Source organism: Rhodopirellula islandica, from assembly GCF_001027925.1.
GTDB classification, from domain to species: Bacteria; Planctomycetota; Planctomycetia; order Pirellulales; family Pirellulaceae; genus Rhodopirellula; species Rhodopirellula islandica.
Genome location: NZ_LECT01000017.1, coordinates 87756 through 99694, shown reverse-complemented (window position 1 = coordinate 99694; position 11939 = coordinate 87756). Strand labels below are relative to the sequence as shown.

Annotated in this window: 9 protein-coding genes; 5 read left to right on the top strand and 4 right to left on the bottom strand. The window is 57.5% G+C overall.

Going from position 1 to position 11939, the window contains the following annotated elements:
* Positions 1-58: 58 nt before the first annotated feature.
* The 3 genes from RISK_RS08830 to epmA form a co-directional block, all read right to left on the bottom strand.
* Positions 59-1663 (bottom strand): sulfatase family protein, encoded by a 1605-nt coding sequence (locus RISK_RS08830; RefSeq protein ID WP_047813917.1) that lies wholly within the window; start codon positions 1661-1663, stop codon positions 59-61.
* Positions 1664-1782: 119 nt separating this feature from the next.
* Positions 1783-3372: an aquaporin gene (locus tag RISK_RS08825; protein ID WP_047814154.1), complete on the bottom strand. Its 1590-nt coding sequence runs from the start codon at positions 3370-3372 to the stop codon at positions 1783-1785.
* 9 nt (positions 3373-3381) lie between these two features.
* Positions 3382-4365 carry an EF-P lysine aminoacylase EpmA gene (gene epmA, locus RISK_RS08820; protein WP_047813916.1) on the bottom strand — a complete coding sequence of 328 codons (984 nt, stop codon included), beginning with the start codon at positions 4363-4365 and terminating at the stop codon, positions 3382-3384.
* 277 nt (positions 4366-4642) lie between these two features.
* On the opposite strand from epmA, the gene RISK_RS08815 reads away from it, so the two are divergent.
* Both RISK_RS08815 and RISK_RS08805 read left to right on the top strand, forming a co-directional pair.
* Positions 4643-5743, top strand: coding sequence for an acyl-CoA desaturase (locus tag RISK_RS08815; RefSeq protein ID WP_047813915.1), 1101 nt, complete (start codon positions 4643-4645; stop codon positions 5741-5743).
* 565 nt (positions 5744-6308) lie between these two features.
* Positions 6309-7910, top strand: a complete 1602-nt coding sequence (locus RISK_RS08805; protein WP_047813913.1) for an aspartate:alanine exchanger family transporter — start codon at positions 6309-6311, stop codon at positions 7908-7910.
* A 37-nt stretch (positions 7911-7947) separates the two neighbouring features.
* On the opposite strand, the gene lipA is transcribed toward RISK_RS08805, so the two are convergent.
* Positions 7948-8865 (bottom strand): lipoyl synthase, encoded by a 918-nt coding sequence (gene lipA / locus RISK_RS08800; protein WP_047813912.1) that lies wholly within the window; start codon positions 8863-8865, stop codon positions 7948-7950.
* 123 nt (positions 8866-8988) lie between these two features.
* On the opposite strand from lipA, the gene smpB reads away from it, so the two are divergent.
* The 3 genes from smpB to RISK_RS08785 all read left to right on the top strand — a co-directional run bounded on the left by smpB (position 8989) and on the right by RISK_RS08785 (position 11822).
* Positions 8989-9621, top strand: a complete 633-nt coding sequence (gene smpB / locus RISK_RS08795) for an SsrA-binding protein SmpB (RefSeq protein WP_047813911.1) — start codon at positions 8989-8991, stop codon at positions 9619-9621.
* Positions 9622-9774: 153 nt separating this feature from the next.
* Positions 9775-10458 (top strand): ABC transporter ATP-binding protein, encoded by a 684-nt coding sequence (locus RISK_RS08790; protein WP_047813910.1) that lies wholly within the window; start codon positions 9775-9777, stop codon positions 10456-10458.
* A complete protein-coding gene (locus tag RISK_RS08785; protein ID WP_047813909.1) occupies positions 10455-11822 on the top strand; it encodes an ABC transporter permease in 1368 nt (455 codons plus the stop codon). The genes RISK_RS08790 and RISK_RS08785 overlap by 4 nt, the downstream gene beginning before the upstream one ends.
* Positions 11823-11939 lie beyond the last annotated feature (117 nt).

Here is an 11939-nt window from a genome sequence, read left to right as displayed (position 1 = left end):
GCCGTTCGTTGACGGATGGCGGTTTCGCAACGCGATGGCCTCCGGCATCGACAACGGATCAGTTTGCGTTGCGGTTGAGCGGTTCCTCGACCACAAAGGCTTTGGGGAAGTCAGCGGCCGCGGATCCACCCTGTTCAACCCAACGCTTGTTGTTGGATCCTCCACGAGGTTGGTTCATGGGAATGTCCATGCCGCCTTCGTCGCCCAGCATCTCGTACAGCTGGTTTTCCATCTCCTTGGCAACCGATTGGTAGTCTGGGTCGTGGATCAAGTTGTTCAACTCATCAGGGTCGGTTTGCAGATCATAGAGTTCGTCGGTGTCCCACAATCCGTAGTAAGTGATGTACTTGAAACGATCTCCACGCAAGGCAAATTGAGTCGGCGTTTGGGGGAAGTTCTTTTCCCAGTAGTACACGTACAAGAAATACTTCCGCCAATCGGCGTCGCGATCGTTCGGCAGGTCAAGGAAGCTTTGCCCGTCCATGTAGTCCGGTGTTTGCAACCCAGCAGCATGCAACACGGTCGGTCCGACGTCGATGTTTCCAATCACGTTCTCAATTGGTTTGCCGCCCTCGAACAAGTTGGGGCACTGCATCAACATCGGGACGCGAATTGACGCCTCATAGGAAACCCGTTTGTCGATCAACCCGTGTTCGCCCCACATGAATCCGTTGTCGCCCATGTAGATGACCAGCGTGTCGTCGTGAATGCCCATGTCCTTGAGCTGCTGCAAGACTCGACCGACGCTGTCGTCCACCGCGAGCACGGACTCGCAATAGCGGCGATAGAGATAGTCGAGTCCTTTGTCGCTGTGATACGAAAAGTCGATTCCGTGCCAACTGTTCTTCTGGTCTCTCACCCAACGCGGTGTGTTTTTGTCAGCGGAAAGCTCTTTTCCCGTCGGCAGGAAACTGAGATCAGCATCAGCGTAACGTCCTTGATGGCGCTTGGCGGGGGTGAAGTTCGAGTGAACAGCTTTGTGGGACAAGTAGAGAAAAAACGGCTTGTCGTCGTCTCGCTCTTTCAACCAATCGACGGCGTAGTCCGTCAATTCATCGGTGATGTAACCCTTTTGCTTGACCCGTTCGCCGTTGACGTTCAGGGTGTACTTGGGACCTGGTGGCAAGTAGTTGCCCTGCCCTCGGAAGCTGACCCAATGATCAAATCCGGGACGCGGGTCATCGTGGTGCCCACCCATGTGCCATTTGCCCACGAAGGCCGTGTCGTATCCCGCCCGTTGCAAGTATTGAGGAAAGAACAATGTGCCGTCGGGAACCACTCGGTTGTTGTCGATCACACGGTGCTTGTGTGTGTACAAACCGGTCAAAATCGAGGCGCGGCTGGGCGAGCACAAACTGGTGGTGACAAACGCATTTTTGAGGTGCGTTCCGTTGGCCGCGATCGAATCGAGGTGCGGTGTTTCGAGAAACGGATGGCCGGCGCAACCCATGGCGTCGAAGCGATGGTCATCGGTCAGGATGAAAACCACGTTGCGAGGTTCGACCCCATCACGCTGGGGAGTGGGAGGAAGCTGGTCGGCGGCCTGGGCAATGGGGCCGCCCAAAGCCGCGCAGAGCAGCGCAGCTAGAAACGGGCGGGCTTGTGAAAGTGCGGTGCGCATGTTCAACAATTCTGAGGGGCGGGATGTGGGGAAGCCCGCCATTGTAATCGAATTGCGGGGATCGCTCCGTCGTCGAACGAAGATGGTCTCAAAGCCCCCGCCCCAACGCTCCGCGGCACCGCCGGACATTCGCTTTCAAGCTGCGTGGCCTGCCTGGTTGACTACTGGCTCTGGGCCGCGTCCCAGATCGCTTGGTCGGCTGCTTGGATGATTGGATCGAACTGTTCAATCTCGATGGCGTTGTTGCCTTGCTCGTGCTTTCGAAACAAGAACAAATAGGTTTCGTTTTGAGGGCGGTAGCGATGGAAGAAAAACTCGTTCTTTCGACCAATCGCTTCCAGCAACAACTGGCGTTCGGGAGCGTCCATCTTGGCGGATCGGGTGGAGTCACGCTGCTCGGTGGATTCGCCCAGCAGGGCTCCCCCCAGTTGCGTGGCTAATTCGCGATACCCCAGTTCGTTGGGCAACATGCGATCGTCCACCAATTGTTGATCGGTGGGTTTCCAGTTCAATTCCACCAATGCGAGTGATTGGGCTCGTGCAACATCACGCAGCATCTGCTCAAAGGCCTCCAGACCGGCTCGGTAGTGGGGACGTCGGTCCCCGGGCATTTCGACAGGAGTCAGCAGGATCACGCGGATTTGCCGCTTTTTCAGTTCGTCAACCAAGCTCAACAGGTCCGCTTGATATCGAGCTGCATTTTCCTCGAACTGCCCCGCTTCCGATTGTCCGTACCAAATCAGTGCGACCGTCGGGTTGGCTGCCTCAATGTCCGCCAAACGCCTGGCGCGGCCCGCTTCGATGTTGTCAAAACGCTTGCGAGCGATGGCAGACACGGTGTCGCCCGACCAACCGAGGTTGCGAAGGGAGAGCTTCCAGTCGGGCCGCTGCGTCTGCAGTTCGGCTTCCAGTTTGTCTCGCGGTTGCATGCGTTCGACGAACGTGCCCCCAATGATGGCGATGCGATCGTTGGGACGCAGCAGCGAATCAACGTCCTCCGCCACGGCGGCATTTCCACCGACACCCAAGAGCAACGCAAACAGAACAACGGCGGAAACCTTCTTCACCATGACACATTCCTCTCTGTCCGATTCGTCATCGCCTCGCACGAATCGGTACAACCAGCCACCCGCGATCGCACCCACGATGGGTGCGGTCAAATACAACCAGAGCAGATTGTAATGGTTGGACATCACAGCGGGACCCAGGCTACGAGCCGGGTTCATGGATGCTTTGGTGAGTGGTCCGGCAACGAAGGCTTCCATGGCAATGGTAGCGCCGACGGCCAAGCCCGCCGTGATCGATTTTTCTTTCGCACCGGTTGAAACACCGACCACAATCCACATCAAAATCATGGTCATCATGAATTCCACCGCCCAGGCGGATCCTGTGGGCAAAGACGCCATCGTGCTGCCGAGCTTCACGTCGTCGACCCCGAACACCATTGCCAAGGAACCGGCCGCGAGCAACGCGCCGGTGCATTGAGCGACGATGTAGGCGGCCGCATCGAGGAGGGGGAAGCGGCCCACGCTCGCGAATGCAATGGAGACAGCCGGGTTCATGTGAGCTCCCGATAAATCGCCGATCGAGTAGATCATCGTCATCACGATCAACCCCCAAACGGTGGCCACACCCACATGAGTCAGCATGCCGGTCTGATTGTCGACCACCATGGCCCCGCACCCAATCAGCACCAAGCAGTAGGTGCCGATGACTTCACAAACTGAACGTCGGAGTAAAGAAAGCTGCATCGCGGGCAATCAAGCTCGGGTGGTGGGAAGGGGAATGACGTCTTCGATGTGATGGGCATCGACACGCAGCATTAGCAATCGGTCGACTCCGAGCGCCACGCCGCTGCATGGTGGCAGGCCCCGACGCATGGCTTGCAGCAACGTCGTTTCGACGGTCAGGGCTTGGCGTCCGTGGGCGACACGAATTTGGTTGCTGAGTTCATAACGTTTCCGAAGTTCTTCTGCGTCCAGGAGTTCGTCGTAGCCGTTGGCCAACTCAACGCCGCGGTAGAACAGTTCAAAGCGGTCGGCGCACTGCGGGTCATCCTGGCAGGGTTTCGCGAGCGCGGCTTGTGTCACAGGGTACCGAGTCAGGATGGTCGGAGTGTCAGTGGCCAGGTGGGGTTCGATCTGTTCGCTCAACAAAACATCGAGCAAAGCGTCGCGATCCAGCCCAATGGAGTGAGCCAGCGTCGTGTCCATTTGGGCGACACGGGCCTGCAGGTCTTGGACTGCGATCTCAATTGGATCAAATCCGAGATGTTGTTGAAAAGCCTCGCGGTAAGTGATCGTTCGGTAGGGACGCGTGTTCAGTATTTCGACGGCCAAGCTACCCAGCATCTCGATCGCCGACGCCGCATCGCCGCCAACCTCATACCATTCCAACATGGAAAACTCGACGTTGTGACGCGATCCCGTCTCGCCTTTGCGAAACACGGGTGTGATCGCGTAAATCGACGGAGCACCTTCGGCCAACAAGCGTTTCATGGCGGATTCAGGTGACGTTTGCAAGTAAAAGGTCGCGGGCGAATCTGGCCCGCCAACCAATCCGACTTGCGCCCCGTCCACCTCAATGGGGTCCAAGAATGCGTCAACCACGCAGTCGCGACTCAAACACGGTGGCTGGACTTCGACCAAGCCTCGGTCGTCGAAGAATCGGCGAAGGTCGCGAAGGAGATCGGATCTCTGACGCAAGCGGTCCGCGAACGTGGGAATCAATGGCGGATCGGGCATCGGAGACAGCAGATGGGCGGGTTGGAGGGCGGTGCGGACGGGAAATAGCCGGCGGAGAGACGCTCAAAACGAGCATTTTTGCCCTCTCGATCAAGCTGTTTTCCTAAGAATAGGGGCATCGAAAGAACAATTACATAACCGTTACACGCTTTTACATCAGGGGTGACGTCGAAACGGCATTGCGTTGCTATTCTTCCGGCGGAAACGAGACGTCGGTCATTTTCAGGCTGCGTCTCACGACTTATTTAACGCACCACGAGACCAGGATCGTTCTCTGATGTCGACCGTTGTTGAACCAACCAAGAATCGCGCCCCTGCCAAGAGCAAGGGCAATGCTGACCAAACCACGTCCCACGCACCCGAATCCACCACACTGGAATCGCCGGAATCAGGCGGCAAGTTGCGTTTGGACCAGCCTCGAGCCGAAGACGCCGACGGTTTCTCGTCGCTCGTCGCTCAAAAGGCCGCCAAGAAGCGAGATTTGGCCAAGCCGACGAAAGCTGACCGAGTTCGTGCTTCCAACATCAGTTGGTGGGCCGTCGGTTGGTTGGCCATGGCACATATTGTTTGTTTGGCCGCACCTTTCACTTTCACTTGGACCGCTCTGATCACCGCGTTGGTGCTTCACTGGGTCGCTGGCAGCCTCGGCATTTGCCTTGGTTACCACCGGTTGCTGACGCACACCGGCATGAAAACCTACAACTGGGTGCGATACCTTTTCGCTGGGATCGGTTGTTTTGCAGGCGAAGGCTCGCCTTTGGATTGGGTTGCCGATCACCGCAAGCACCACGCTCACAGTGACCTCGAAGGCGACCCGCACTCGCCTCGCGATGGTGGCATCTGGAGCCACATTTTCTGGCTCGCATTTCACACGCACAACGGTGACCGCGACGCTTACCTGACTCGTTGGGTGCCGGACCTGTACAAAGACCCAGCCATGCGGGCGTTTGACCTGTTGTTCTTGCCCATTCACATCGTCGCTTCGTTTGCCCTGCTCGGTATCGGCTACGCGTTCGGTGGCTGGGAACTGGGAATCTCGATGTTGGTCTGGGGCATGTTTGTCCGCTTGGTCGCTGTGTTGCATGCGACTTGGATGGTCAACAGTGCTTCCCACATTTGGGGCTACAAGAACTACGAAACCACCGACGACAGCCGCAACAACTGGTTGGTCGCGATCGTGGCATACGGCGAAGGCTGGCACAACAACCACCACGCTTACCCACGGATGGCCAAACACGGTCACAAATGGTGGGAATTCGACATCACTTGGCAAGCCATCAAACTGCTCCGTGCAGTTGGCTTGGTCTGGGACGTGGTCGATTATCGCACCGTCGCTGAAAAGAAAGCTCGCGACGCGAAGAAGACTGCCGCAGCCTAACGCACCTGCGTTCTCAGAGCCTCGGAACGGTCTATTCGGGGCTTGACCAAACAACCAACAGCCGACCTCACACGAGGCCGGCTGTTTTCGTGCGCGGACGATGTCGTCGCCACAAAATGCGGGACGTCCGGAGTCGAATCCAGTGTCTCGGCGGACGACGTCGCCCCACGTCAACCCTTCCGGCTTGCGCGCTACATGATGTTGTTGAAGCGGGCAGCGCGACCCGGCTGATCCTGGTGTTGGCTTGGAGGGTTCATCATCCGTTGTTGGAACGGCTAAGCTGCCACCGTTTGGCAGATAAGCGGTTTTGGTATTCGCCACCGTCCCCAAAGGCAACCGGGTCTGACGCCCATGGGGATCGTGGGGCGCCCCCCAATCATTCCCGGCTGCCTGCTTCGCTGACCAAGGGGAACACCAGTCCCGTTCTGACCGCCCGCGACAGGAAACAGCGTCTCGGAAGACGACCTAGCAGACGAAGCTTGGTCGGAGGAGCCAATCCCAGGTTGTGAAATTGCCCCGACCCTCGTATTGTCCGGCAGTTTCTTTCCTTGGGGCTTCGGAGACCATGAACCCGATTCTCGTTCTCCTCTGTGTGATCGCTTTAGGCCTGCTGATTGGCCGTGTTTCGTTTCGCGGCATTTCGCTGGGCACGTCTGCGATTTTGTTTGTCGCGTTGCTCGCCGGGCATTTTGGCTGGAGCATCCCAACCGGCTTCGGCACCTTGGGACTGGCGCTGTTTGTGTATTGCGTCGGCATCTCGGCTGGACCGACGTTTTTTCGAGGGCTCGCGTCTCATGGCCGAGCCATGGCGATCACCGGATCTGTGATTGTGCTGACCGGAGTCGCAGTGACGTGGGTGTGCGCTCGGTTGTTGGATCTCCCCGCCGAGTTGGCTGGCGGTTTGATGGCTGGTGCAATGACCAGCACCCCTGCCCTGGGTGCGATCACCCAGTCATCCGATGATCCGGCTGCGGTCGCGGTGGGGTTTGGTGTGGCGTATCCGATTGGGATCATCGCCGTCGTTCTGTTTGTGCAGATCGCGATCAAACTGTTCGCCAAGACGAGTGACGACGAACTCGATTCCAGTTCGGATTCTTCAGAACCTTCCACTGCTGAAATCGCGGAGTCGAGCAGCATTGGGCGACGTGTGGTGCGAATCGCGAATCCAGTGGTGGCGGGGAAGCGCCCCAGCGATATCGCCGCGTTTGCGGATTCACCTTGCCAGATGTCGCGTGTTCAACGCGAAGGTCGCTGGCGTCCCACGCCTCCAAATTACAAATTTGAAATTGGCGATGAAGTCATGTTGGTTGGCGGTTCGTTGGAGATCCGCCGGGTGTCGGAAACATTAGGCGAGCTGCAAGACACGGCGGATCCGGTGGTCGATGCGGATCGAGAACGCCGTTATGTCGTTGTCACATCACCAGAGATTTATGGTCGCACGCTGAAAGAGTTGCGTCTGCGGTCGAAGTACGGTGTGACGATCGTTCGTGTCCAGCGTCACGACGTTGAGTTTGTTCCCTCTTCGCGCACTCGAATTGAGTTTGGCGATGGTTTGGTCGCCGTTGGAGAGCCGGATGCACTGGCAAAAATCGCGACGGCTGTTGGTCATCGACCTCGAACGGTGAACGAAACCGACCTCTTGTCTTTGGTCGCCGGCATTGTGCTGGGGATTTTTGTCGGCAATCTGTCATTGCGAATCGGCGAGTTTTCGATGTCGTTGGGAATCGCCGGCGGTCCCTTGATGGTGGGACTGATCCTAGGTCACTTCCGTCGACTCGGGCCGATCCGTGGTTCGTACCCGCCCGCCGCGATGTTGTTGATGACGGAGGGAGGGCTGGCGTTGTTCTTAGCCGATGCGGGATTGAACGCCGGAGCCAACGTGGTCGAAGTGCTGATGGAACGCGGCGTTATGCTGTGTGTGGCCGCAGCGGCCATCGCCATCATTCCGTTGCTGGTGGGCTTTGCCGGTTCCCGGTATTTCGGCGGACGAACGCTTTGGCAGTCGCTCGGTGCGACCTGTGGAGGGATGACATCCACGCCGGGATTGGCCGTTCTAACAGGGGCGACGGATTCCAGCCAACCGGCAACCAGCTACGTCGCGGCGTACCCAGTGGCCTTGGTTTTAATCACGGTTGCCGCACCTTGGTTGGTTGATCTGATCGGCTGAGGAGGTGATCGTCCAATCGGTCAGACCGCCTGACGGATCACTCCGTCTCAGCCATGTCACGTGCGTGGTAGCTGCTTCGCACGAACGGGCCGCTGGCGACCTTCTTGAATCCCATTGACTTCGCAATGTCAGCCAGTTCGTCGAATTCTTCTGGTGGCACGTAGCGAACCACGGGCAGATACTTGTCGCCAGGTTGCAGGTACTGGCCCAGGGTCAAGAAGTCGACGTCGTGTTCGCGAAGATCGGACAGTGCGTCCAGCAATTCGCCTCGTTCTTCGCCCAACCCCAACATCAAACCACTTTTGGTTTTGACTTCGGCGTCGTAGCGTTTGACTTCCCGCATCATTTGCAGCGTCCACGCGTAATCGCTCTTGGGGCCGCGAACTCGACGATACAGGCGTGGCACGGTTTCCATGTTGTGGTTGAACACGGTGGGCTTGGCTTCGATCACGCGAGCCAAGGATTCTTTGCAATGCACAAAGTCAGGCGTCAAGACTTCCGTGGTCGCTCCGGTGCGTTCGCGAACAGCGATGACGCAGTTGTGGAAATGATCGGCACCGCCGTCGGGCAGGTCGTCTCGGGTGACGCTGGTGATGACAACGTGTTTCAGTCCCAAACGCTCCGCCGCTTTCGCGATTCGTTCCGGTTCATCGACGGCGGGGGCCGCTGGTGGACGACCTCGGCTGACGGCACAGAATCCACAGGGCCGTGTGCAGACGTTGCCCAACACCATGAACGTCGCCGTCTGCTGGCTGTAACATTCCATCCGGTTGGGGCACTTGGCGTTGTCGCAAACGGTTTCCAACCCGTACTCCTCCATCAGCGAATCGGTCAGGTGATTCGAGTTGGATTTTGGGATGGGACGTTTGAGCCAGCGGGGCAACCGTCCCGTCGAGCTGACGTCGGTGCCCGCAGGCATTTCTGGTTCCGCGACAACTGGCAATCGAAAAGCCATCGGCGTCTATCCGGATGAAAGGCAAAAAATCAAAAATCAATGGTCAGCGGGGGACTGAACCGTTCCGCAGAAGCGTCCGTAACCCAAGCCAACCCTGAATCAGTGTGAAGGCCTCTCATTGTAGTGGGCCGGGTGGAAATCGAAAATGGTCGCCCCATCCTGCTTTTGCGCGATCCCGATACAATCACGGCCATGTCAAAGAACAAAAGTAAAAAGCAGCCCACCTTGACCGAGGCTGGCGCAAAAAAAGCGGCCGGTAAGAAGTCAGGGAAGGGAAAAAGCAAAAACGCGAAAAAGAACCAACCGAACATCACGCCGGTCGCTGAAAACCGCAAAGCGAAGTTCCGCTACGAGATTCTCGACAGCGTCGAGTGCGGCATGATGCTGATGGGCAGCGAAGTCAAATCCATGCGAGAAGGCAAACTTTCCCTCGATGAAGCGCACATTCGGGCCACCAACGGGGAACTGTGGTTGGTCGGTTCCGACATCGCTCACTACAACAACGCGGGAATGTGGAACCACGATCCACGCCGTCCTCGCAAGCTGCTGGTGCACGCCAAAGAATTCGAGAAGTTCGCAGGGCGGGCTTTTGAACGGGGACTGACCCTGATCCCGCTGCGGGTGTATTTCAACGAACGAGGGTTGGCGAAGTGTGTGATGGGGTTGGTCAAAGGGAAAAAAATTCACGACAAACGCGAAACCATCAAGAAACGTGAGACCGACCGTGGGCTGCAAAGAGCCATGCGGCGCAAGTAATCTGTGCCATGCGGCGCAAGTAATCTGAGCCATGCGGCGTAAGTGACCCAAGCCAAATTGAATCAGCCGAACGGCGTTCATCGCGGCTCTCTCTCCAAAATCGTGCGCGGCCTGTGGGTCACGAAGCACCTAACCCCCAATCATTCCAGCGACATGCTAGCGATTGAAAATCTGATCAAACGATTCGATCAACCTGGTGGAGGCGAACTGACGGTGCTGGATGTGCCCCAGTTCAACATCGCAGTCGGCGAACAAGTCGCCTTGATCGGTCAAAGCGGTGGCGGCAAAACCACATTGTTGCACCTCATTGCAGGGATGCTGTCAGCGACATCCGGTTCGATCCGCATCAACAACTTGGAACTCACCCGCCTCAGCGAACAGGGCCGCGATCGATTTCGGGCGGGAACGATTGGGTACGTCTTTCAAACGTTCAATCTTTTGCCTGCGTTTTCGGCACTGGAAAACGTCAAGCTGGGCATGTCGTTCGGAAGCGGCAGCGTCGATGCGGCCCGCGCGTCAGACTTGCTGGATCGAGTCGGCCTTTCGGATCGAGCGAACTATCGTCCGAATCAATTGTCGGTGGGGCAACAGCAGCGAGTCGCGATCGCGCGAGCTCTCGCCGGTCGTCCCAAACTGTTGTTGGCCGATGAGCCCACCGCGAATGTGGACCCGGCCAGTGCCGACACGGTGTTGAACTTGATCATCAATTCGTGTCGTGACGAGGAGATCTCCTTGTTGATGGTCACGCACAGCATGGATGTGGCCCAGCGTTTTCAGCGAGTTGACAAACTCGAAGACATCAACCGAGCCTTTTCACCCTTGGGGGCCGGATCATGAGCCTGTTGTTCATCGCTTGGCGAAACTTTCGTTACCGTGCTTTGTCAAGTTTCTTGACCACGTTGTCGCTGACATTGGGCGTCGGATTGGTGGTTCTGGTGATGTCGGTTTACGGCATCATCAGCGAAGCCTTCGTTCGCAACGCGTCAGTGGGATACAACCTGGTCGTGGGTCCCAAAGGCAGCACGCTGCAGTTGACGCTCAACGCAGTCTATTACCTCAGCCAACCAATCGAGAACCTTCCCTACACCGAGTACATGGAGTTTTACCCGAAAGAGAAGCGTGCCGAGATGGTTCGCACTTTCGGTGGTGATCCGGCACTTGGGGAACGGGATGGGGTCTACGCTGGATTCATGACCGATGGCTATGCGATCCCGCTCGCGTTGGGGGATTACTTCGGTGAATTTCGAGTCGTCGGCACCACGCCTGACTTCTTTGAATTGCTGAATCACGGCCCCGATGCCGACCAGCCCTTCACGTTTGAGGAGGGACGCAACTTTGAATTTCACAATGAAGAGAACAGCTACTTCGAATGCGTGCTGGGTTCCCGCGTTGCCGCTCAAATGGGAATGCGTGTCGGCGATGTGATGAACCCGACGCACGGCGATCCGGAAGGCAAAGGCCATGGGCAGGGGTTCCAGATTGTCGGGGTGTTGGATCCCACTGGAACGCCGAATGACCGCGCCGCGTTTGTCAACTTGGAAGGCTTTTACCTGCTGGAAGGGCATGCCAAACCGATTCCGGATGACGCCGTGATTGTGCTTCCCGAGTCCGCTGCAACGGCGGGGCCAGACGAACCGTTGTTGTTGACGATTCCTGAACGGGAAGTCACGTCGATCTTGGTTCGCAATGGGAACCTGATGATGGCACCGATGCTTCAAAACCGAATCAAGGAAAGCGTGCGAGCGGAAGCAGCGACACCGATCGGTGAAATCAACAAACTGATGACGATGATTGTTGGTCCGCTGATGCAAGCCTTGCTGGCCATCACGTTGATCACTTGCGTGGTTGCTGCGGTGGGAGTTTTGGTGGCGATCTACAATTCAATGAACGACCGCAAACGAGACATCGCGGTGATGCGTGCCCTGGGGGCTCGCCGAGGCAGCGTGACGTGGATCATTCTGTTTGAAAGTTTGATCATCGCCCTCGTCGGTGGCATCGCCGGTTGGGTGCTGGCTCACCTGGGGATTCTCGCGGCCAGTCCGTTGATCGAGGCCCGCACCGGTGTCCAGGTCGGGTTCTTCTCAATGAGCACGTATGAGCTTTACCTGTTGCCGTTGGTGATTGGATTGAGTTTGTTGGCCGGCATCGTTCCTGCCGCATCTGCCTACCGCACCGACGTGGGCACCAATCTATCGGCCTAACCCGTCGCCCATTGACTCCGTTCGATCGGGGCAGCCGTTGTCGTGAACATGGGGAGTGGTGACGGGCTCGATGCCGGTGTCGCCGGACTGCACCGTTGGGCGGATTCGGTCGGGCAC

Excerpts from the sequence above, each read along its gene's own strand:
- RISK_RS08785 (WP_047813909.1), top strand. The coding sequence starts at position 10,455 with ATGAGCCTGTTGTTCATCGCTTGGCGAAACTTTCGTTACCGTGCTTTG.
- RISK_RS08825 (WP_047814154.1), bottom strand. The coding sequence starts at position 3,372 with ATGCAGCTTTCTTTACTCCGACGTTCAGTTTGTGAAGTCATCGGCACC.
- RISK_RS08830 (WP_047813917.1), bottom strand. The coding sequence starts at position 1,663 with ATGGCGGGCTTCCCCACATCCCGCCCCTCAGAATTGTTGAACATGCGC.
- RISK_RS08815 (WP_047813915.1), top strand. The coding sequence starts at position 4,643 with ATGTCGACCGTTGTTGAACCAACCAAGAATCGCGCCCCTGCCAAGAGC.
- RISK_RS08805 (WP_047813913.1), top strand. The coding sequence starts at position 6,309 with ATGAACCCGATTCTCGTTCTCCTCTGTGTGATCGCTTTAGGCCTGCTG.
- lipA (WP_047813912.1), bottom strand. The coding sequence starts at position 8,865 with ATGGCTTTTCGATTGCCAGTTGTCGCGGAACCAGAAATGCCTGCGGGC.
- RISK_RS08790 (WP_047813910.1), top strand. The coding sequence starts at position 9,775 with ATGCTAGCGATTGAAAATCTGATCAAACGATTCGATCAACCTGGTGGA.
- epmA (WP_047813916.1), bottom strand. The coding sequence starts at position 4,365 with ATGCCCGATCCGCCATTGATTCCCACGTTCGCGGACCGCTTGCGTCAG.